This window comes from Chitinophaga fulva, from assembly GCF_012927205.1.
GTDB lineage: Bacteria > Bacteroidota > Bacteroidia > Chitinophagales > Chitinophagaceae > Chitinophaga > Chitinophaga fulva.
On the sequence record NZ_JABBGC010000004.1, the window covers coordinates 385,920 to 408,272 of the forward strand.

The following is a 22,353-nucleotide window of genomic DNA, read 5'->3' on the forward strand; positions in this document are numbered from 1 at the left end:
TTCATATAAACAGCCGGAAATGGGCTAGCAGACTGCTTTCCCGGTAACAGGCAAAAACAATTATATTCAGATGAAAGTGTTAAAATTTGGTGGAACCTCCGTGGGAAAACCAGAGCGCATGCATTCAGTAGCGCAACTGATCACAGCAGATAATGATCAGAAAATTGTGGTACTGTCTGCCCTGTCAGGCACCACGAACGCACTCGTGGAGATCAGCCAGTCATTGTCGGAAGGCAAAAAAGCACAGGCGAAGCAGCAGATAGATAAGCTGGAAAGCCATTACAGGACCTTTTGCGATGAACTGGTGAAACAGGAGGCTGGTCGTGCCAGCGCTAAAGCTATCATTGATGAACACTTTGAATTTCTGAACATCATCCTGAAGATCTCTTTCAATGAAGCGTTGAATAAAGATATCCTCGCACAGGGTGAGCTGTTGTCAACCCGCCTGTTCTGCGTATCCCTGGAAGAAGCCGGCGTTCCCGCTGTGTTGCTGCCAGCACTGGATTTCATGAGCATCGATGAATACGAGGAACCGGAAATCCCTAAAATCAAAATCAAACTGGGTAACCTGATCAATCAGCATAAAGGACAGAAGTTATTCATCACACAGGGATACATCTGCCGTAATGCCAAAGGAGAAGTAGACAACCTGAAACGTGGTGGCAGCGACTATTCCGCTTCCCTGATCGGTGCTGCTATCCAGGCGGAAGAAATCCAGATCTGGACAGATATCGACGGCATGCACAATAACGATCCGCGTGTGGTGAAAAAAACCTTCCCGATCGATCAACTGTCCTTCGATGAAGCTGCCGAGCTGGCTTACTTCGGCGCTAAAATTCTGCACCCGGCGTCTATCTGGCCTGCGCAGCATTTTAATATCCCGGTAAAACTGCTCAATACCATGCAGCCCGAAGCCAAAGGCACTATTATCACTGAAATGCCTAATGGTAACGGTGCTAAAGCTATCGCAGCAAAAGACGGCATCATCGCCATCAAGATCAAGTCCAGCCGCATGTTGCTGGCTTATGGCTTCCTCCGGAAAATATTCGAAGTATTTGAGAAATACCGCACACCGATTGATATGATCACCACTTCTGAAGTGGCCGTATCACTGACTATCGACAGCGAAACACACCTGGACCAGATCCTGAAAGAGCTGCAGCCGTTTGGTACTGTGGAGCTGGACCATCATCAGACCATCGTTTCCATCGTTGGTAATGAGGTGGCCGCCACACCTTCTATCATCACCAAACTGTTTGATGCTATAGAAGGTATTCCTTTGCGCATGATCTCTTATGGTGGCAGCAGACATAACATTTCCATCCTGGTGAACGGCCAGTTCAAGGAAAAAACACTGCAGGTGCTGAATAAAGGACTGTTCGGTTTAGAGTAAATTTCTAAGCATATAAATGAAAGAGGGCGTACCAACCGGTACGCCCTCTTTCATTTATACTTTTCTGAGCCGCTGGTCAAACACAAACGGCTGGGTATCTGTAATCGTGACACGGGCAGCATCCGGGTGCTGCGGGTTGATGAGATAGTTATTTTCTTCGGCAATCACAACAGAAGGAATTCTGAGTACCGCATAGCGAGCGGTATCCACCCATTCATCGCCGATGGTCTGAAGAGCAGGAAACGGCGCCAGCGATTGCCAGCCGGAGGGAAGGTCCTTTTTTGTGAGGACTTTAATCGCAATATCATCGGGGATATGGATAGTGGCGATACAAAAGTCCTGGATAATATTTTTTAAGGGAATGTGCACCAGTACTTCCAGCGCAGACAGCGCCCTGCTGCCGGCCGTATAAACGATGGAATGGCCCGGACTGTTCCACCGGCCTCCGTACAAGCGGGACCCGGTGCCTGTCAGGTCATTGATGTAGGCACATTTACTGATTCTGTAAACATCCATGAGCTATGCGAATATCCCGTGTTCAATACGTCCCAGTTCGTCTTCAATCAGTTGGAAGCCGAAAGTAGTATCTAACAGGGAAATAGGAAGTTGATAGTTAAAGGTTGGAAGCGGCGTGCGCATCCACTCCTTGAAGTTTTCCAGATTGCCGAAAACTTCTGTGCCCCGCTGGTAAAGCTGGGAGAGGAGAATAGCCCGTTCAGAGGTATCGGCGCCAAGTTTGGCGTCGTCCGCATAACGCTGCAGCGTCCTTTCTGAGATATGCAGCACCTGCGCCAGCTCTGTCAGTGAAAAAGAGAGCTGACGGCTCAGGTTTAACAGCGCTCTTTTTAATACACCACTACGGGAGAGTTCTATGAAATCATAGTATCCACTACCCGGGATGTACGCGGCGCCCGGGTTTTCCACAATCATCAGGGTGTTTTCCTGCACCTGGTATTTTCTTGCGTGTTTCATATGTCCCGACATTTGACACAAAAATACAACAAATTGTCGGATTTTGATTTCTTCAACGCTTTAGCAAGATTTTCTCCATCAGAGTTTTTTATCCTCGAAGTACCCGATTTTTTTCATCTGGCTGATTTCCAGTGTGATAACATTATACTCGGAGATCGCTTTCCCTTTTAAAATATAAAAACCACCCTTCTGGAAAGGATATTGACGGAGGCTGTCGGGAAAATGGACGGTATCAATAAACTGTCCTTCGCGGTCCAGAAATGTGCCAAAACACATTGGGTCGCCTTTAGCGGTACGCATTGGTTTGGTGGTGACCAGATATCCCAGTGTAGTTATCGGTTGGTTGATGTACCGGTGAAAATCACGGGCAGGGATATATGCAGACTGATCATGGTTGAGCACTTCAAATGGAGATGCCAGCGGAAAACCCAGCAGGTCTATTTCGTCGAAGGCATCTTCGTGTTGGTGGTAGGCCAGCTCCGGTAATTCGCAATTGACGGTGGCCGGCTTGAACAGTGACAGGTTGTGGATGCCTGCTGTGTTTTGCTGCCGGACCAACAAACTGCTTTTCCACAACAGTTGTTTTTTAGTCTGACCGGTAAACTGAAAACAGCCAATGCGGATTAATAATTCCAGCTGCTCCGCACCGGGGGAAATACGGTTACAGAAATCTTCCAGATGCAGGTAAGGCCCACATTGCCGGCGCTCTTCCAGTATTCTCTCAGCGAGGGCCTGTTCAAGCCCTTCCACATGGATAAGTCCCACATACACCTCCTGTCCTTTGATATTGGTAGGATAGTCGCTGTTGTTGATGCAGGGCGGATGAATGTTGACCCCGGTTTTTTTCAGTTCACGGAAATATAGTTCGCGGTTGTAGAAGCCGCCGAAGTTATTGATCACGGCAACCATAAACTCTGCGGGGAAATAAGTTTTCAGGTAAAGGCTTTGGTAACTCTCCACGGCGAAGCTGGCGGAGTGGGCTTTGGAAAAAGAGAAATTGGCAAAACTGGCGATCTGCCGCCATACTTCCACGGATACTTCATAAGGACGTCCCAATTGTGCGCAGTTGGCAAAAAAACGTTCCTGTATTTTTTCAAAGTCTTTTGTTCCTCTGTATTTCCCTGCCATGGCCCGCCGCAGCGAGTCTGCATCAGCTAGTTCCATATTGGCGTATGTGTGTGCTACTTTGATCACATCTTCCTGATATACCATGATACCAAATGTATCGCTGAGCAATTCTTCGATGACAGGGTGCAGATAAGTGACACTGGCGGGATTGCGGTAACTGTGGATATATTGTTTCATCATGCCGGATTGGGCCACGCCCGGCCGGATAATAGAGCTGGCCGCCACCAGGGTGAGATAGTTATCGCACTGTAGTTTTTGCAGCAGTTGCCGCATGCCAGGGGATTCTATATAAAAACAACCGATGGTGTTGACTTTCCTCAGGTTTTCCTTCACTTTTTCATCCACCGTAAATGCTTTGACATTGTGGATATCGATATCCACCTGTTTGTTTTTACGGACAATATCGATGGTGTCGCGGATATGTCCGAGGCCGCGTTGACTGAGAATATCAAATTTATAGAGGCCGATGCGTTCCGCCTGCAACATGTCCAGCTGAGCGGTGCTGAACCCTTTCGGTGGCAGGTAGGTAGTGCAATACTGATGAATGGGCGCATCGCTGATGAGGATACCGCCGGCATGGATGCTGAGATGATTGGGGAAAGATCTTTCCTGGTCCATCAGCCGGCTGAAATGCTGGATCTTGCGCTGGATATGATCTTCATTCAGTTGTACGTTGAAACCATTTTCCAGTATCTGATCGATTTCTTTTTTAGGGAGACCATACACTTTGCCCATTTCCCGGATGATAGCGTTGGTTTGAAAGGTGGTGACAGTCCCCAGCAGTGCAGTGTGAGTGTCGCCATATTTATCAAACACATACCGGATGATGGCGTCACGGTCACGCCAGGAGAAATCGATATCAAAATCCGGTGGTGAAGTGCGATAGGGGTTGAGGAAGCGTTCAAAGAAGAGATTCAGTTCTATGGGGTCCACATCTGTGATTTTGAGACAGTATGCCACGATAGAATTGGCGCCGCTGCCGCGTCCTACATAGAAAAACTGTCTTTCCTGTGCATAACGGATGATATCCCAGGTAATCAGGAAGTAAGCTTCAAATTCCTGTTGAGCAATGATGTTCAGCTCTTTTTCAATACGCCGTGTGGCTTCAGCGTGGTCTTTCCCATAGCGGTATTCCATGCCTTGATAAGCCAGTTGCCGCAATAACTGACGGTCTTCTTCCACGCTGCCCAGAAATGATTGCCGGTTGCGGGGTGTTTGCAGCTCCATCTCCACCTCACATGTTTCAAGCACGCGGAGCGTATTGGCCACAATATGCGGGTATTGTTCAAAGTGTTCCACCATTTTGGCGGGATGTATAAACTGGTCGTTGATAGTGCCGGTGGTGTGTGGTTCCAGTTGGGAGATCAGGATGTTCTGATCGATGGCACGTAATACGCGGTGCAGTTCATAGTGATCATTATCCTGGAAAGTGACAGGATGCATGATCACCAGCTGGTCGCGAATGCTGAAGGTGTCAACCCGGAAGAGTTTGTTGAGATCACGTGGGTTAACGCCCAGCAGTTCGTGCGGCAACAGTTGAGCTGGCGGAACTGTCCCCCAGTTGTAGATGGCCCAGGTGCCGGGAAGGGCAGGGGCGCGGTCGGGGAAAGATATTTCCCGGCGCAGGTGATCGGAGAGAAAGCGGTTGATATGATACCAGCCTTCCTGGTCGCGGGCAAGCAGCAGGTAGTTGAATGTTGACTCATTGCGGCATTCCACGCCCAGTATTGGTTTGATCAGGTGTTTGCGGCAAAGGTCCACAAATTCCCAGGCATCAGAGGTAATGTTGATATTAGTGAGGCCCAACGTGGTGATGCCCAGTTGCGCGGCTTTTTTGACCAGCATTTCAGCGGGCATGGTGCCATAGCGGAGGCTGAAGAATGTTTTGCAATTCAGGTACATGTTATCCTTTATAGTACGGCATGATATCTTTTTTCAGTGCCGGGATGTTCTTTTTATCCGGCGGCACCACGTTGGTGCCTTTCAGCAGCATATCCCAGCCGAAGCGGTTTTTGATATTGTCGATAGCCTGGTAGAGTGAGATCATTTCCTGGCTGTCATCGAAGAGGTTGATCTGATAGTTGCCCTGTACCAGGTGGCTGAAACGCACACCGATAAGGCGTACCAGCAGACGACGGTCATATAGTTTTTTAAACAGGTCCTTCACTTTTTCCAACAGCACATGATCAGAGCAGCTGTAGGGGATGGTCATTTGTTTGGTGACAGTTTCAAAATCGGAATACCGGATTTTGACAGTCACGCAACCGGTGAGCTTATTCTGCTGCCGTAATTCGAAGGCAATTTTCTCTGTCATGCGTACCAGTTCCGCGTGCAGAAATTCCATGTCGATGGTATCTGCGGGGAAGGTGCTTTCTGTGGAAATGGATTTTTGTTCATAGTAGGGCACTACCGGGGAATCGTCGATGCCGTTGGCTTTTCTCCAGAGTGAGATGCCATTTTTCCCCATCCACGCTTCCAGCAGGGAAGGGGGGACTTCGCTGAGTATTTTCACTGTTTCCACGCCGCGGCGCCGGAGCTGTGCGGCGGTTTCCCGGCCTACCATCGGTATTTTTTCGATAGGCATCGGGGCTAGGAAATTTTTTTCGTCCCCGAAGGGTATTTCCAGTTGACCGTTGGGTTTGGCTTCGTCAGTGGCTACTTTGGATACGAGTTTGTTGGATGCGAGCCCAAAGGAGATGGGCAGCCCGGATTCTTTGATAATGGCTTTCCGCAGTTCTGTGGTCCATTTGAGGGAGCCGAAGAATTTATCCATGCCGGAGAGGTCGAGATAAAATTCATCGATCGAAGATTTTTCATACAGGGGTGCTTTGTCCGCGATGATGCTGGTCACTTCGCGGGATTTTTCACTGTAACGGTCCATGTCGCCGCTGCGGACAATGGCGTGTGGGCACAGGCGCAGGGCAGTTTTCATAGGCATTGCGGAGTGGATGCCATAGCGGCGCGCCTCATAACTGCAGGCAGCTACCACGGCGCGGTCACTACTGCCGCCTATCAGCAGGGGCTTGCCTTTCAGTTGACTGTCATGCAGACATTCCACTGATACAAAAAAACAATCCAGGTCAAAATGTGCGATAGCTCGCTGTTGTAATGTAATCATGCTTCCCTGTTTAGGAATGAGTTCCCGTTCGGAATATCGGAACTACTGTTATCCTCCTCAATCGGAATGTCATTATTGTCCGCAACCAGAAACATCATCATTGTTCCAATCGGCAATACCATTGCTCTCCCCGGGGGGATACTATCCATCTCCAAATCTGCAAGCGATAAGCGGATGGCAGGCCGGGCGAAGGGTCGGCACGGATAGTGATCAGCAGGGCCTGCCAGCCGTAATCACTCGATTTATTGTAAAGGTACTAAATAATTTAGTTTTGCTAAAATTATTAGTATTTATTTATTCAAATTTTATCCCCACTTTCAATTTTCCTAACTTTGATACAACATATCCGAGGGGCCATCTGTAGTATATAAGAGAATGGAAATGAAGGAATAAGAAAAGCGTGAATGTTCATCTTTAAACCATCATCCCATGAAACAGACCAAAGCTTCAAAGGAAATATTTATCCTGGCTTTGTTACTCTTGCCCATGGCTTATCTGGCCATCATCTGGAACACTCTTCCTGCAACAATTCCAACCGACCAGAGCGTATCTGAACTGGCTGAAGGCAGAACTGCTTTTCTGTTGCTAATGATTTTCCTGTTTGTGACCAATGCATTGATTTATGCGTTGTTCCGTTTTATTCCGAAGACAGAGGAAGACAGCCAGGCGGTGGCAAACGTGGAGCAGCGTGAGTTTTACCGTATCCGTTTCATCATACATACTTATCTGGCGTTGTTTACCTGTATCATTATTTTTATGGTGAGCCAGGCACGGCCTTTTGCGATGGCAAGCTGGGCTTTTGTGGGAGTAGGTTTGTTGATTGCTGCGATAGGCCTATATTTGTGGAAGTTGCAGCTGGAACCCAATCACTATGTGGGCGTTCGTACGCCCTGGACGTTACAGAACAAGGAGATCTGGAGGGAAACTCACCGTATGGCCGGGACCCTTTGGGTGAGCGCCGGAGTAGTGATGATGATAGCAGGTTTTTTCCTGTCGCTTGTTACCGGGGTGTTCCTGATCTTTTTTGCGGCTATTGTGCTGGCAGCGTTGCCATACATTTATTCGTTCCGGTTATACAACAAGGACAAAGGATAAGGTTATTCATAGTGGTCAATCAATAACAAAAGAAAATGGCGGTCACCTGACCGCCATTTTTCTTTACAATACGTTTGTGCTTAGTACCAGGCTGCACCCAGTGCCTGACGGAAAGGCCAGGGGATAAGGGCCAGTATCAGGAGAAATGCGATCCCGTAGAATATAAGGGCCAGTTTGTGTTTCTGGGCATCAGAGGTTGCTTTTTTAACTTTGGATTTGCCGATGTGCACCAAAGCAATGGCAATCACAGCCATCAGGGTATGTTCCACTGTGAAAAAACGGAGCGCGGGATTTTTCATGGCAGCGCCCATGTCAGCCAGTCCGGCTTTTGCTTTTTCACTAAATACAAAATATAACAGCAGTCCTATCAGGAGCTGAATATCACAGAAGATCATAAAAAACAGTCCGGCTTTATTGTCGGCTGCCGTAAATGGTGTTCTTCCGGAAACACCTTTAAATGCGCGGATAACTGCCCAAAGCCCAGCCAATACGATTGCCCATCTCAAAATGGAGTGTAGATGTACCATAACAAGTTGATTTTACCGGGCAAAAATAAGCGAAGCGTCTTGAATATATTTGGGATTTTATAAAATTATTTGCTAATTTTGTTAGCAAGGTACTAAATTATTTAGGTTATGTCCGTAGTATGCCAGAATTTAAAATATCTGCGTAAGCAAAAAGGCTGGACGCAACAGGAGTTTGCAGACAAACTGGGCATCAAGCGTTCCTTGCTGGGTGCTTATGAAGAAGAGCGTGCGGAACCTCGTACGGAAGTACTGGAACAGGTAAGTGACATGTTCCGGGTTTCCATCGATGATTTGCTTCGCCGTGATCTGGGCTCCCAGAAAGACAGTTTCCTGGAAAAGCGCCGTCAGCAGAAGCTGGGCAATGCCCGCCAGGCTATCCAGTTTGTGCCGGTAAAAGCCGCTGCCGGTTACCTGGCCGGTTATAATGACGACGAGTTTATCGAGGAACTGAATACATTTACCCTGCCCATGCTGGGCGCAGGCGACTACCGGGCTTTTGAAATTGCCGGGGAGTCCATGTTGCCCGTTCCTTCCGGCTCTGTGATCGTTTGTCACAAAGTAGACGGATGGGAGGAAATTAAAAACAATGAGACCTACGTTGTGGTAACTTCCCGCGAAGGTATTGTCTTCAAAAGGGTGCTGAAAAGCAACCGTGCGAAGTCCAGGATCACGCTGGTATCAGATAACCCCCAGTTTGAACCTTACCCGGTGGAAATGGAAGATGTACTGGAACTGTGGCAGTCGGATGCGGTCATCAGCAAATCCAACCAGCAGAGCCGCATGAGCGTTAACCATCTGGCCGATATGGTCAGCCATCTCCAGGACCAGGTTAGCCTGCTGAAAAAGAAAATCAAGGACTAATACAGTTATTACGGCTAACTATATGGTGCAGGCTGCCGTTTGCTCCACAAACGAGGTAGGCCTCGCCGTGGATTGCTCCTGATGATAAAGAGCGTTTCCGCCTCTTGCTCACTTCCTGCGTCCAAGCGGGCCGGGGAGCATATGGTGGCGATACTTTTTCATTCCTGAATGACTTTTTCACGGGGACTGTAATACATTCATTCCCCGGGAGTTAGGGGCAGTATTGTAAAGACCGGAAAAAAAAGAAAATCAAAACCTGTTTGGTTTTTGTTTTTATAAAATGTTGTGTTATCTTTGCATTCCTAAAAAATAAGAGGCAAAAATTATGTTGATCATTGATTCTAAAGATTGCGAAAACATAGACAAGGCGCTTAAAAAATATAAAAAGAAATTTGAGAAAGCACGTATTCTGCTGCAACTCAGATCACGCCAGTCTTTTACTAAACCATCTGTTAAACGCCGTACAGAGGTGTTGAAAGCTGTTTATAAACAACAGCTGGCCAGTGGTAAATTGGAAGCATAATCCGTTGTAGCCGTCACTGGCTTACCAACTCAAAATATTTGATGATTGTAAGGTTATTTAATAACTTTACAATCATCAATCTTTTTGCGTTGAACGAACTACTATACTCCTTAGCCGAGCGATTCATCTCCTACATTCAGCTCGAAAAGCGATACTCAGAGCACACCTGTATCGCTTATCGCAACGATCTCCTTCAATTTTTTGATTATACTATGGCTACCTATGGTCATGTGACCATAGGAGACATTACGCATGTAATGGTACGCAGCTGGTTGGCCGGTCTTATGGAAGATGCCATGACGGCCAAGAGCGTGAACCGCAAAATCTCCACCCTGAAATCCTTTTTCAAATTCTGTATACGCCAGGAGTTGCTGCAGCAAACCCCGATGGCTAAAGTGGTGGCACCCAAAATCAGCCGCCGTCTGCCGGGATTTATCGATGAAAAAGGGATGAAGGCACTGGAAGACAATCGTAGTCCTGCTTCTGTGACCACTCCCTTTATCTTTTCCGACGATTTTGAAGGAGAAACCCACCGGTTGATATTTGAGATCTTTTATCAGACAGGTATTCGTTTGTCTGAGCTGATCACCTTACAGGAGTTCCGGGTGGATAAGGGCAACCTGTCGATTAAGGTGATGGGTAAAGGAGGGAAGGAGCGTATTATCCCCATCAGCAGCCGGCTGTGTGCGCAGATTGCTGCTTATACGGAGCAGAAGCGGCGTGAACTGGAGGAGTTTGAGCCGGGGGTATTACTGGTGCATCCGCATAGCGGTCAGCGATTGTATCCCAAATATGTGTACCTGATGGTGCGTAAATATCTGACGGAACATGAGATCACTACCTACAAGAAAAAAAGCCCGCATTTACTGCGACATACTTTCGCCACGCATCTTACCAATAACGGGGCCGACCTGAAGGCGGTGAAGGACCTGTTAGGCCACGCCAGTCTTACGTCTACGCAGATTTACACGCATACTACCATTGAGCAGTTGAAGAAGGTATATCAGCAGGCGCACCCCAAGGCCTAACGCATTATTTTTTCATTTTAACAAAATATTACGCATTAGAACAGCATTGCATTACAAAAGTGAGTATATTTATTACAGAAGTTCTTTCACAACTAAGAGAATGCCTATGACCATAGTTTACACACTATAACCTAGATTGTTAAATATTTAAAAAATTAGTGCTATGAACGTTCAAATTCAAACTGTGCATTTTGATGCTGATTCAAAACTGATTGATCACGTGAATAAGAAACTGCAGAAACTGAACACTTTTTATGACCGGATTGTCAGTGTGGATGTATTTTTAAAGTTGGATAATTTAGCGCATCAGGTTAAAGATAAAATTGCCGAAATAAGAGTACGAATTCCCCGCCAGGACCTCTTTGTAAAGCATGAATCTAAATCCTTTGAAGAGTCCTTTGATCTTGCATTTGATTCCTTAGTCAACCAGGTAAAACGACAAAAGGAAAAGAAATTTCAATAATTTTCTAAAATAATTTTGGAAATATTAATCTCTTTGCTACCTTTGCCATCCCGATTCAAAAAGAGGGTCGGTAAAGGTAGCAAAGTTCTTTATGGTAGGGCGTTTTCAGGGAGACAGATAAATTTTTAAATATTTGTAACAAACTGAAAAAAAGATTTTGAGATTTGAAAAAATCGCTTAATTTTGCGCTCTCTTTCAACGAGTTACTTTTTTGAAAGAATGTTTTTTGAAAGATGCCAGCATAGCTCAGTTGGCCAGAGCTACTGATTTGTAATCAGTGGGTCGGGGGTTCGAATCCCTCTGCTGGCTCAAAAGATTTTAATTTGGATTGGATGTTTTAATGACGCACAATAACCAAATGTCAAAATCAAGACAAAACTTGGGCAGGTTCCAGAGCGGCCAAATGGGGCGGACTGTAAATCCGCTGTCTTTCGACTTCATAGGTTCGAATCCTATCCTGCCCACCAAAACGGCTTGTTCCGCTTTTGCGCCTAGCAGAGGCGGAACAATGTTGTTGAGTGGAAGGTGAGAACAATTCTCGAAGTTGATTGGCAAAATTTTTCCGGTGCCTGTGATGCAACAGCCTTTTATGTTCTTTAATTTATTCAGGAGAGTTCAGTCAGCGTTATTACCTTGCTGTTTTGAATTGTCCAGTATGCGGGAGTAGCTCAGTTGGTAGAGCGACAGCCTTCCAAGCTGTAGGTCGCGGGTTCGAACCTCGTCTCCCGCTCGCATATAATTTCAAGCTGTTGTAGCTCAGGGGTAGAGCACTTCCTTGGTAAGGAAGAGGTCGAGAGTTCAATTCTCTTCAACAGCTCTTTTGAATTTTAGAAGAGAAGCATCGCGGTCGCAGTGAGATCACTTCGCCACTAAATACACTCCATAAAATTCGGATTTCGGATTCGAATTTGTTAATTCTGCACTCCGAAATAAACTTAGCGTTGTAGCTCAATGGCAGAGCATCCCACATTTTTTTATTTTATCGGGAAGGACATGAGTTCAATTCTCATCAGCGGTACAAGTTTGTAAAAAGCCGTTTTTTTAAAACAACTATCAATACAATCTTTACAAACCATCTAAAAAGAAAATACAATGGCAAAAGAAACCTTTAAGCGGGATAAACCCCACGTAAACATTGGTACCATCGGCCACGTGGACCACGGTAAAACTACCTTGACTGCTGCCATTACCACAATTTTGGCAAACAAGGGTCTGGCAGAGAAAAGAGGCTATGATGAGATCGATGCTGCTCCTGAAGAAAAAGAAAGAGGTATCACTATCAATACAGCTCACGTAGAGTATCAGACAGTTAACCGTCACTATGCTCACGTTGACTGCCCTGGTCACGCTGACTATGTGAAAAACATGATCACCGGTGCTGCCCAGATGGACGGTGCTATCCTGGTGGTTGCCGCTACAGACGGTCCTATGCCACAAACAAGAGAGCACATCCTGCTGGCTCGCCAGGTAGGTGTACCTCGTGTCGTAGTTTTCATGAACAAAGTTGACCTGGTTGACGATCCTGAACTGCTGGAACTGGTAGAAATCGAGATCCGTGACCTGTTAAGCTCCAACGGCTTCGACGGTGACAACGCTCCTGTTATTCAGGGATCTGCTACCGGTGCACTCGCTGGCGACGCTAAATGGATTGGCGCTATCGAGCAACTGATGGATGCTGTTGATACTTACATTCCGCTGCCTCCTCGTCCGGTTGATCAGGACTTCCTGATGTCCGTAGAAGACGTATTCTCTATCACAGGTCGTGGTACCGTTGCTACAGGTCGTATCGAACGCGGTCGTATCAAAGTTGGTGAGAACGTTGAAATCGTAGGTCTGCAGGAAGAACCACTGAAATCTACTTGTACAGGTGTTGAAATGTTCAAAAAACTCCTGGACGAAGGTGAAGCTGGTGACAACGCTGGTCTGCTGCTGCGTGGTATTGAGAAAACCCAGATCCGTCGTGGTATGGTTATCTGCAAACCAGGTTCCATCACTCCGCACACTGAATTCAAATGCGAAGTTTACGTACTGAGCAAAGAAGAAGGTGGCCGTCACACTCCATTCTTCAACAAATACCGTCCTCAGTTCTACTTCCGTACAACTGACGTAACTGGTGAAGTTGAACTGCCTGCAGGTGTTGAAATGGTTATGCCTGGTGATAACGTTACACTGACTGTAAAACTGATCCAGCCTATCGCTATGGATAAAGGTCTGAAATTCGCTATCCGCGAAGGTGGTCGTACAGTAGGTGCCGGTCAGGTTACTGAAATTATCAAATAAGTATTTCCAAAATACTAAAAGCCATTAGCTTCGGCTATTAAATGTCAGGATTTATTATTATATTTGCTGACTGCTGAAAGCTCAAAGCTAATGGCTTTACACACGGGTATGGTGCAACGGTAGCATACGGGTCTCCAAAACCTTTGATCTGGGTTCGAATCCTAGTACCCGTGCAGGTTAATTAAATGGTTGAATTGTTATTATTAAAAAATAAACAATTCAACCATTTTTAGGCTTTAATCAATTGACCATAAATCGTTAACTTTACAGAATGAATAAGATCAGAAACTACTTCCGGGAGTCTTATCATGAGTTGGTCTACAAAGTATCCTGGCCTACCTGGCAGGAACTACAGTCCTCCACCATGGTCGTGCTGATAGCAACCCTCTTTGTTACAGCGCTGGTTTGGGGTATGGACGCCGCTTCCAATTTTGTGTTGGCACACTATTACGAAATTTTCAAAAAATAAATAAATGGATGCAACCAATATTCCTGCGCAGGAAACAAAGTGGTATGTACTCCGCGTTGTTAGTGGCAAGGAAAAGAAAGTGAAGGAGTACCTGGATATTGAAGTGCGCCGATCTGATTGGGGTAACGTTATCACACAGGTGTTTCTTCCGGTGGAAAAAGTATATAAAGTGCAGGCTGGTAAAAAAGTAATGCGCGAAAAAAACTTCTACCCCGGTTATGTGATGATTGAAGCAATAGATGGTAAAATGACAGACGAAGTGATCCAGGCCATCCGTAACGTGTCTGGCGTTATTCACTTCCTGGGCAAGGAAAAACCCATTGCACTCCGTAAAGCTGAAGTCAACAAAATGTTGGGCAAAGTAGATGAACTGAGCGATCAGGGTCTCACCATGAGCGAACCATTCATCGTTGGCGAAACCATCAAGATCATCGACGGTCCGTTCAACGACTTTAACGGCGTGATCGAAGAAGTGATCGAAGACAAAAAGAAACTGAAAGTAACCGTGAAAATCTTTGGCCGTGCCACCCCTGTGGAACTGAACTTCATGCAGGTGGAAAAATTAGCATAGTTACTGTATCAAATAATTTTTATAAAAAGCGCTCCGAACCCGGGGCGCTTTTTTATTTAATACCTTTGCGTCCATTAAAATCCAATCATCCCTAAACCCGGTTAACAAAATATCAAAAAATGAAAAAATTGCTTTGCGGTGTGGCCGGCTGCCTGTTGTTGCTGTCTGCCTCAGCCCAGCAAAAGAAACCTGCTGTAGCCACTGTACCCGCTATTACCTATGCTTCGATCCCTGATTCAGTAACCGGCACTCCCGCTACCATGGCGGCCTGGCTGGTATCTCACAGCGAAAACAAAACAGCACTCCTCCGCTCCCTGTATGCCTGGGTGGCTTCCCATATCAATTATGATGTGGTCAATACCTTCCAGCCAGGTTATTATAAGGATACAACGGATGCCATCAATAAAACCCTGCAAACACGGACAGCCGTGTGTGAAGGATATGCCTCGCTGTATATGGACGTGGCCCGCCGTGCAGGCGTTCCTGCGGTGCTGGTGACCGGTTATCCGCTTACTGCCGGCAGACCAGACAATGCCAGTCACGCCTGGGTGGCCGTCCAACTGGACAATGAATGGAAGATGATCGATCCCACCTGGGGCTCCGGTTCGGTGAACAATAATAAATACACGCCCCGGCTCAACTGGAAACATTTCCTCGTGGAGCCGTATGATTACCTGAAAACGCATGTGCCGTTTGACCCGCTGTTCCAGTTCTGTGAATATCCGCTGCGACATGATGAAATCCGTGACGGCAAATGGGGTGGGGGAACAGACCAGCCGGTATTTGTCTTCCGGGATACGCTGGCAGCTTTTAATAAGATGTCACCCCTGGCCAAAGCTGAGAATATGGCCGCGAGGATTGGACGTTTCGGAGTGATCAACCAGCTGATTTCCACGGAACTGACTTTCCTGATCAACCAGCTCACCGTTGAGCGGCAGAATGCCAATATTATGGAGCAGAACCGGGTGGCAGATCAGATCAATGAATGCAGCCGGCTCTATAACCGGTTGACCAATGACTTTAACGACTATGTGAACTTCCGTAACAAGCAGTTCTCCCCGGCCAAGGCTGACCAGGAAATCCGGGATTGGGTGGACGGTATGTCGCGGCAGTCGGACGATGTAGAGCGGAAAGCGAGGAAGTTGTCCGTAACAGATCCGGGCAACCGCCGGGTGTTAATGGAAGTATTGGAGGCTAATACGCAGCTGAAGCACCGTATAGCGGATGAGCAGGCTTTTGTGGGTAAATATATTAAGACGGGGAAGATGTTCCGGAAGTCCTTGTTTTATAAAGTGAGCTTTTAGGTGTACTTTTGCGCTTCCCTGGATAATAAGGTATTTTTCGTAGAAATGCAATGGATTTGTAAAAAAAAGGTTGCTGTTAGCAAAAAGGATGCCCAAATTCAAATACTTTTTGGCATTTTAATATTATTATTTACCTTTGCATCCCCTTTAAAAGGTTATTTCAGTTCCTTTTAGTTTTGGGAGTTCTCTGTACAGCAGAGGGCGTTTTAACCAAATTAAATACAATAGTAATGGCAAAAGAGATCGCAACGTACGTGAAATTGCAGGTAAAAGGCGGCCAGGCCAACCCTGCACCTCCGATTGGTCCTGCACTGGGTTCCAAGGGTGTGAACATCATGGAGTTCTGCAAACAGTTCAATGCCCGCACCCAGGATAAAATGGGTAAAGTATTGCCTGTATTGCTGACAGTTTACACTGACAAATCATTTGACTTCGTAATTAAGACTCCTCCGGCACCGGTACAGCTGCTGGAAGCTGCTAAATTGCAAGGTGGTTCTAAAGAGCCTAACCGTAACAAGGTGGGTAAAGTGACCTGGGCACAGGTTGAAGTTATTGCGCAGGATAAAATGCCTGACCTGAACTGCTTCACTCTGAACAGCGCTATGAAAATGGTAGCTGGTACTGCTCGTAGCATGGGTATTACTGTAGAAGGTAAAGCTCCCTGGGAAAACTAATTGGTTCACCCTGTTAAGGCAGGAACTTTAAATCATTTTGACAATGGCAACTAAAAAGAGAAAAGTAGCGCAGGCTAAAGTTGATAAAAACAAGGCGTATTCGCTGAAAGAAGCATCTGCTTTAGTAAAAGATATCAACTGTACTAAATTCGACAGTTCTGTCGATTTACATATCCGCTTAGGCGTTGATCCTAAGAAAGCAGACCAGGCTATCCGTGGTTCCGTAACGCTTCCCCACGGTACTGGTAAGACTAAGAAAGTTTTAGTGCTCTGCACACCTGACAAAGAAGCTGCCGCTAAAGAAGCTGGTGCTGATTTCGTAGGTTTGGACGAGTTTATCCAGAAGATTGAATCCGGTTGGACTGATATCGATGTTATCATCGCTACTCCTGCTGTGATGCCTAAAATCGGTAAACTGGGTAAAATCCTGGGTCCCCGCAACCTGATGCCAAACCCGAAAACCGGTACTGTTACCAACGACGTAGCTGCTGCTGTGAACGAAGTGAAAGGTGGTAAAATTACCTTTAAGGTAGATAAAGCTGGTATCATCCACGCTTCTATCGGCCGTGTATCTTTTGCAACTGATAAAATTGAACAGAACTCTCAGGAGCTGATCAACGCTATCATCAAGCTGAAACCAGCTACTGCAAAAGGCACTTACCTGAAAGGTCTGTCCATGGCTTCTACAATGAGCCCTGGTATTGCAATCGACACTAAATCTGTTCAAAACTAATTGATCACGCGTGTGTAGCCTTATCTGCAAGGAAGGGCTTGCTACAAACGGTAAAATATGAATAAAGATCAAAAAAATGAAGTGATCGAACTGCTGAAAAGCAAGTTCTCTCAATATAGCAACTTCTACATCACCAACACCGAATCATTAACGGTAGCGCAAATTAGCGCCCTGAGGAAGACTTGCTTCGACAAGAATGTGGAAATGAAGGTGGCTAAAAACACCCTGATCCGCAAAGCACTGGAATCTCTGGACAACGAAAAATACGCTGGTATCTATGATTCCCTGCACGGTGTAACTGCCCTGATGTTCTCTGACAGCCCGAAAGAGCCGGCTCTGATCATCTCCGGTTTCCGTAAAGCTAACGCCAAACTGGAAAAACCAGTTCTGAAAGCGGCTTTCGTTGCTGACGAAATCTTCGTAGGCGACAACCAGCTGACTGCCCTGACCAACATCAAGACCAAAAACGAGCTCATCGGCGAAGTTATCGGTCTGTTGCAATCTCCTGCAAAACGCGTTATCGCTGCTTTGCTGGAAAAAGGCAAGAAAGAAGGTGCAGCAGTGGAAGAAGCTCCAGCTGCAGAATAATCTGGAATTTAGTTATTTGGTCATTTAAATATTTAAATAATCAAATATCAAAATTTCACAATAACAATGGCTTCCAAGTCACAATATAATTAACAAACATTACAAACATTACATTAAAACATTATAAAAATGGCAGACGTAAAAGCATTAGCCGAACAATTAGTAGGTTTAACTGTTAAGGAAGTACAAGAACTCGCAGACGTACTGAAAAATGAGTACGGCATTGAACCAGCTGCTGCTGCAGTTGTAGTTGCTGCAGGTGGTGGTGAAGCTGCTGCTGCTGAAGAAAAAACTGCATTCAACGTAGTTCTGAAATCTGCAGGTGCTTCCAAACTGAACGTTGTTAAGGTTGTAAAAGACCTGACCGGTCTGGGTCTGAAAGAAGCGAAAGAACTGGTTGACGGCGCTCCTAAATCTGTGAAAGAAGGCGTTAGCAAAGCAGAAGCAGAAGATCTGAAAGCTAAGCTGACTGAAGCAGGTGCTGAAGTTGAAATTCAGTAATTCTTTGCTTAGTATACATCTTTTAAAGGTCAAAAGTGCCCATGGTACTTTTGGCCTTCTTCCCTTTGGGAAAGTGTCTTTTTCAGAGAGTCAAAACGGGGAAATCACCCAAGGTGACTTTGACCATGTGCAGAAGGCATATCTTAAATTAGGATGGATATTGGTAAAGAAATCTTAATTTCCCTAATTCTTACAAGTCATATAACTGCTAACTTCGAATATGTCTCTAAAAAAAGCCCAAACAAGCGAAAGAGTAAATTTTGGAAAGATCAAACAAGTTACTGAGACACCGGATCTGTTGGCTATCCAAATCCAATCTTTCAAGGATTTCTTCCAATTAGAAACCACACCAGACAAACGAAATAACGAAGGCCTTTTTAAAGTATTTAAGGAGAACTTCCCGATTACGGATACCCGCAATATCTTCAATCTGGAGTTCCTTGATTATTTCGTAGACCCTCCGCGCTATACCATTGAGGAGTGTATTGAACGTGGGCTTACCTACTCTGTACCGTTGAAGGCGAAACTGCGTCTCAGCTGTAATGATGAGGAGCATGTGGATTTCCAGACAATTGTGCAGGATGTGTTCTTAGGTAACATTCCCTACATGACCCCAAGAGGTACTTTCGTTATTAATGGTGCTGAGCGCGTAGTTGTTTCCCAACTGCACCGCTCTCCTGGTGTATTCTTTGGTCAATCTGTTCACCCGAACGGAACGAAGATCTACTCTGCAAGGGTGATCCCGTTCAAAGGGGCCTGGATGGAGTTTGCAACCGACATCAACAACGTGATGTACGCTTACATTGACCGTAAGAAGAAGTTCCCTGTTACCACCCTGCTGCGTGCCATCGGTTATGAAACCGATAAGGACATCCTGCAGCTGTTTGGTATGGCTGATGAAGTAAAAGCAGACAAAAAAAGTCTTGATAAATATGCCGGCAAAAAGCTGGCTGCCCGTGTTTTAAGAAGCTGGGTGGAAGACTTTGTGGATGAAGACACCGGTGAAGTGGTAAGTATCGAGCGTAATGAAATTATGCTCGAGCGTGACAGCATTCTGGACGAAGCAAACATCGAGACCATCGTAGATATGGGCCTGAAGAGCGTTTTCGTACAGAAAGAAGAGGTGAGCGGCGATTTCTCCATCATCTACAATACATTAAATAAGGATACATCCAACTCCGAGCTGGAAGCCGTTCAGCACATCTACCGCCAACTGCGTGGTGCCGATGCGCCGGATGATGAAACAGCAAGGGGTATCATCGATAAATTATTCTTCTCCGACAAACGTTATGACCTCGGAGACGTAGGCCGTTACAAAATCAACCGGAAACTGGGTCTGTCTACTCCGCTGGACATGAAAGTGCTGACGAAAGACGACATCATTTCCATCATCAAATACCTGGTACAGCTGACCAACGGTAAAGCAGAGATCGACGATATCGATCACCTGAGCAACCGTCGTGTACGTACCGTGGGTGAGCAGTTGTACGCTCAGTTCGGCGTAGGTCTGGCCCGTATGGCCCGTACCATCCGCGAACGTATGAACGTACGCGACAACGAGGTGTTTACACCGGTAGACCTGATCAATGCGAGGACCCTGTCTTCCGTGATCAACTCCTTCTTCGGTACCTCCCAGCTGTCACAGTTCCTCGACCAAACCAACCCGCTGTCTGAGATCACGCACAAACGTCGTATCTCCGCCCTCGGTCCCGGTGGTCTGAGCCGTGAAAGAGCAGGCTTTGAGGTGCGTGACGTTCACTATAGCCACTATGGCCGTCTGTGTACGATCGAAACACCGGAAGGTCCGAACATCGGTCTGATTTCCACCCTTTGCGTACACGCGAAGGTGAATGAAATGGGCTTCATCGAAACACCTTACCGTAAAGTAAACGCGGGCAAGGTAGACATGGTGAAAGTAGAGTTCCTGAGCGCTGAAGAAGAAGATACCGTGAAGATCGCACAGGCTAACGCTCCGCTCGATGACAAAGGCAACTTCCTCAACGATAAAGTAAAATCCCGCGAAACCGGTGACTTCCCGATCCTGGACAAACAGGAAGTGGAATTCATGGACGTAGCGCCTAACCAGATCGTAGGTCTGAGTGCTTCCCTGATTCCGTTCCTCGAACATGATGACGCCAACCGTGCGTTGATGGGATCAAACATGCAACGTCAGGCCGTGCCGCTGCTGAATCCGGAAGTGCCCATCGTGGGTACCGGCCTCGAAGCAAAGGCAGCACGCGACTCCCGCCTGCAAATCACTGCAGAAGGCAAGGGCGTGATCGAATTCGTAGACGCCAAAGAAATCCATGTTCGTTACGAGCGTGACGAGCTGCAGAAACTGGTGAGCTTCGAAGATGATCTGGTGATCTATAACCTGACCAAATTCGTTAAAACCAACCAGAGCACCTGTATCAACCTCAGACCTTGCGTGAAGAAAGGTCAGCGCGTGGAAATCGGAGACTTCCTCACAGAAGGCTACGCTACCCGCGGTGGTGAACTGGCACTGGGCCGTAACATGAAAGTGGCGTTCATGCCATGGAAAGGTTACAACTTTGAGGATGCGATCGTAATCTCTGAGCGTGTAGCACGTGAAGACCTCTTTACCTCCATCCACATTGACGAATACGAACTGGAAGTACGTGACACCAAACTGGGTGAAGAAGAACTGACCCCGGATATCCCGAACGTGAGCGAAGAGGCTACCAAAGACCTCGACCAGAACGGTATCATCCGTGTGGGCGCCCACATCAAGGAAGGTGACATCCTGATCGGTAAAATCACACCGCGTGGTGAATCTGATCCTTCTCCGGAAGAAAAACTCCTCAGAGCGATCTTCGGTGACAAGGCATCTGATGCGAAAGACGCTTCCCTGAAAGCACCTCCGTCTACAGAAGGCGTGGTGATTGACAAGAAGCTGTTCAGCCGCGCTAAGAAAGATAAAAACTCCAAGACCCGTGAAAAAGCGGCGATCGAAAAACTGGAGAAAATACACCAGAAGAATACAGAAGACCTGCTGGAAGTGCTGATGAGCAAACTGCTGGTATTGCTGAAAGACAAAACATCTCAGGGCATTACCAACACTTACGGTGAAGTACTGATCTCCAAAGGTTCCAAGTTCTCTCAGAAAAACCTGGTGAATATTGATTTCATGAACGTGAACCCGCTGGGTTGGACTACCGACGAGGTAACCAACGACCAGATCAATACCCTGCTGCACAACTACAACATCAAGTACAACGAAGAGCTGGGCCGTTACAAACGTGAGAAATTCAACATCTCCATTGGTGACGAACTGCCTGCCGGCGTACTGAAACTGGCGAAGGTATACCTGGCCAGCAAACGTAAGCTGAAAGTAGGGGATAAGATGGCGGGCCGCCACGGTAACAAGGGTATCGTAGCAAGGATCGTGCGTGATGAAGATATGCCGTTCCTGGCAGATGGTACACCACTGGACATCGTACTGAACCCGTTGGGCGTACCTTCCCGTATGAACCTCGGACAGATCTACGAAACCGTACTGGGCTGGGCTGGGCTGAAACTGGGTATGCGTTTCGCTACTCCGATCTTTGACGGTGCTACTACTGAAGAAATAGCCGGATATATCAACGAAGCAGGCCTGCCAAGCTTTGGCCACACTTACCTGTATGATGGTGAGACCGGTGACCGTTTCCACCAGAAAGCTACCGTGGGCGTGATCTACATGCTCAAACTGAGCCACATGGTGGACGACAAAATGCACGCCCGTTCTATCGGACCGTACAGCCTCATCACGCAACAGCCGCTGGGTGGTAAAGCCCAATTCGGTGGTCAGCGTTTTGGTGAGATGGAGGTGTGGGCACTGGAAGCTTACGGTGCAGCCAACATTCTGCAGGAACTGCTTACTATCAAATCCGATGATATCGTTGGTCGTGCCAAAGCCTATGAATCCATCGTTAAAGGTGACAACATCCCGAAAGCCGGTGTGCCTGAATCCTTCAACGTATTGATCCATGAATTGCGTGGTCTGGGTCTTGATCTGAAATTTGACTAAGAGCTTTTAGCTACCAGCCATTAGCCCCGGGCTAATGGCTGATAGCTTGGATATTTCGCAGGAATAAAATTTTTGTCGCTGGCTTAACACCAACG

General features: G+C 46.7%; 20 protein-coding genes and 6 tRNA genes. 21 read left to right on the plus strand and 5 right to left on the minus strand.

The genetic code is table 11. The annotated features are described in order from the left end of the window. Window positions 1–70: 70 nt before the first annotated feature. On the plus strand, window positions 71–1,393 hold the full coding sequence (locus tag HHL17_RS30020) for an aspartate kinase (protein WP_169228524.1): 1,323 nt from the start codon (window positions 71–73) through the stop codon (window positions 1,391–1,393). 54 nt (window positions 1,394–1,447) lie between these two features. On the opposite strand, the gene HHL17_RS30025 is transcribed toward HHL17_RS30020, so the two are convergent. From HHL17_RS30025 to dinB, 4 genes are all read right to left on the minus strand, one after another. Next, window positions 1,448–1,909: an RES family NAD+ phosphorylase gene (locus HHL17_RS30025; protein WP_169228525.1), complete on the minus strand. Its 462-nt coding sequence runs from the start codon at window positions 1,907–1,909 to the stop codon at window positions 1,448–1,450. A 3-nt stretch (window positions 1,910–1,912) separates the two neighbouring features. Further along, window positions 1,913–2,365 (minus strand): type II RES/Xre toxin-antitoxin system antitoxin, encoded by a 453-nt coding sequence (gene parS, locus HHL17_RS30030; RefSeq protein WP_169228526.1) that lies wholly within the window; start codon window positions 2,363–2,365, stop codon window positions 1,913–1,915. A 78-nt stretch (window positions 2,366–2,443) separates the two neighbouring features. Further along, window positions 2,444–5,395 carry a DNA polymerase III subunit alpha gene (locus HHL17_RS30035; protein WP_169228527.1) on the minus strand — a complete coding sequence of 984 codons (2,952 nt, stop codon included), beginning with the start codon at window positions 5,393–5,395 and terminating at the stop codon, window positions 2,444–2,446. A gap of 1 nt (window position 5,396) precedes the next feature. Continuing rightward, window positions 5,397–6,611 carry a DNA polymerase IV gene (gene dinB / locus HHL17_RS30040; RefSeq protein WP_169228528.1) on the minus strand — a complete coding sequence of 405 codons (1,215 nt, stop codon included), beginning with the start codon at window positions 6,609–6,611 and terminating at the stop codon, window positions 5,397–5,399. 429 nt (window positions 6,612–7,040) lie between these two features. On the opposite strand from dinB, the gene HHL17_RS30045 reads away from it, so the two are divergent. Beyond that, a complete protein-coding gene (locus HHL17_RS30045; protein WP_169228529.1) occupies window positions 7,041–7,706 on the plus strand; it encodes an SdpI family protein in 666 nt (221 codons plus the stop codon). Between the two features lie 80 nt (window positions 7,707–7,786). Here the strand turns inward: HHL17_RS30045 and HHL17_RS30050 are convergent, their stop codons facing one another. Further along, window positions 7,787–8,233: a hypothetical protein gene (locus HHL17_RS30050; RefSeq protein ID WP_169228530.1), complete on the minus strand. Its 447-nt coding sequence runs from the start codon at window positions 8,231–8,233 to the stop codon at window positions 7,787–7,789. A gap of 108 nt (window positions 8,234–8,341) precedes the next feature. Here HHL17_RS30050 and HHL17_RS30055 point away from each other — a divergent pair, with 108 nt between their 5' ends. The 19 genes from HHL17_RS30055 to rpoB all read left to right on the plus strand — a co-directional run bounded on the left by HHL17_RS30055 (window position 8,342) and on the right by rpoB (window position 22,258). After that, on the plus strand, window positions 8,342–9,094 hold the full coding sequence (locus HHL17_RS30055; RefSeq protein ID WP_169228531.1) for an XRE family transcriptional regulator: 753 nt from the start codon (window positions 8,342–8,344) through the stop codon (window positions 9,092–9,094). A gap of 325 nt (window positions 9,095–9,419) precedes the next feature. Next, window positions 9,420–9,617: a 30S ribosomal protein S21 gene (rpsU, locus tag HHL17_RS30060; protein ID WP_168871833.1), complete on the plus strand. Its 198-nt coding sequence runs from the start codon at window positions 9,420–9,422 to the stop codon at window positions 9,615–9,617. 89 nt (window positions 9,618–9,706) lie between these two features. Further along, complete coding sequence (locus HHL17_RS30065; protein ID WP_240976000.1) at window positions 9,707–10,645, plus strand: tyrosine-type recombinase/integrase; 939 nt, start codon at window positions 9,707–9,709, stop codon at window positions 10,643–10,645. A gap of 163 nt (window positions 10,646–10,808) precedes the next feature. Continuing rightward, complete coding sequence (locus tag HHL17_RS30070) at window positions 10,809–11,108, plus strand: HPF/RaiA family ribosome-associated protein (protein WP_078667073.1); 300 nt, start codon at window positions 10,809–10,811, stop codon at window positions 11,106–11,108. A gap of 235 nt (window positions 11,109–11,343) precedes the next feature. After that, window positions 11,344–11,417 (plus strand) — tRNA-Thr (locus tag HHL17_RS30075). Between the two features lie 72 nt (window positions 11,418–11,489). Beyond that, a tRNA-Tyr gene (locus tag HHL17_RS30080) sits at window positions 11,490–11,575 on the plus strand. A 190-nt stretch (window positions 11,576–11,765) separates the two neighbouring features. Then, a tRNA-Gly gene (locus HHL17_RS30085) sits at window positions 11,766–11,838 on the plus strand. A 15-nt stretch (window positions 11,839–11,853) separates the two neighbouring features. Further along, a tRNA-Thr gene (locus HHL17_RS30090) sits at window positions 11,854–11,925 on the plus strand. A gap of 120 nt (window positions 11,926–12,045) precedes the next feature. Next, window positions 12,046–12,126: transfer RNA gene (locus HHL17_RS30095), tRNA-OTHER, on the plus strand. Window positions 12,127–12,200: 74 nt separating this feature from the next. Further along, window positions 12,201–13,388, plus strand: coding sequence for an elongation factor Tu (gene tuf / locus HHL17_RS30100; protein ID WP_169228533.1), 1,188 nt, complete (start codon window positions 12,201–12,203; stop codon window positions 13,386–13,388). A 102-nt stretch (window positions 13,389–13,490) separates the two neighbouring features. Continuing rightward, a tRNA-Trp gene (locus HHL17_RS30105) sits at window positions 13,491–13,561 on the plus strand. A 98-nt stretch (window positions 13,562–13,659) separates the two neighbouring features. Continuing rightward, the gene (secE, locus tag HHL17_RS30110; RefSeq protein ID WP_168871836.1) at window positions 13,660–13,857 is read left to right on the plus strand and encodes a preprotein translocase subunit SecE; all 198 of its coding nucleotides are present in this window, start codon (window positions 13,660–13,662) and stop codon (window positions 13,855–13,857) included. 4 nt (window positions 13,858–13,861) lie between these two features. Continuing rightward, complete coding sequence (gene nusG / locus HHL17_RS30115; RefSeq protein WP_078667076.1) at window positions 13,862–14,428, plus strand: transcription termination/antitermination protein NusG; 567 nt, start codon at window positions 13,862–13,864, stop codon at window positions 14,426–14,428. Between the two features lie 119 nt (window positions 14,429–14,547). Next, entirely contained in the window at window positions 14,548–15,732 is a 1,185-nt protein-coding gene (locus HHL17_RS30120; RefSeq protein ID WP_169228534.1) for a transglutaminase domain-containing protein, read from the plus strand. 230 nt (window positions 15,733–15,962) lie between these two features. Continuing rightward, a complete protein-coding gene (gene rplK, locus HHL17_RS30125; protein ID WP_169228535.1) occupies window positions 15,963–16,406 on the plus strand; it encodes a 50S ribosomal protein L11 in 444 nt (147 codons plus the stop codon). A gap of 43 nt (window positions 16,407–16,449) precedes the next feature. Next, window positions 16,450–17,139: a 50S ribosomal protein L1 gene (gene rplA / locus HHL17_RS30130; RefSeq protein WP_206156222.1), complete on the plus strand. Its 690-nt coding sequence runs from the start codon at window positions 16,450–16,452 to the stop codon at window positions 17,137–17,139. A gap of 57 nt (window positions 17,140–17,196) precedes the next feature. Next, complete coding sequence (gene rplJ, locus HHL17_RS30135; protein WP_169228537.1) at window positions 17,197–17,727, plus strand: 50S ribosomal protein L10; 531 nt, start codon at window positions 17,197–17,199, stop codon at window positions 17,725–17,727. A gap of 129 nt (window positions 17,728–17,856) precedes the next feature. Further along, on the plus strand, window positions 17,857–18,228 hold the full coding sequence (gene rplL, locus HHL17_RS30140) for a 50S ribosomal protein L7/L12 (protein WP_113617224.1): 372 nt from the start codon (window positions 17,857–17,859) through the stop codon (window positions 18,226–18,228). A gap of 220 nt (window positions 18,229–18,448) precedes the next feature. Continuing rightward, window positions 18,449–22,258, plus strand: coding sequence for a DNA-directed RNA polymerase subunit beta (gene rpoB / locus HHL17_RS30145; RefSeq protein ID WP_169228538.1), 3,810 nt, complete (start codon window positions 18,449–18,451; stop codon window positions 22,256–22,258). The last annotated feature ends 95 nt before the right edge of the window (window positions 22,259–22,353 follow it).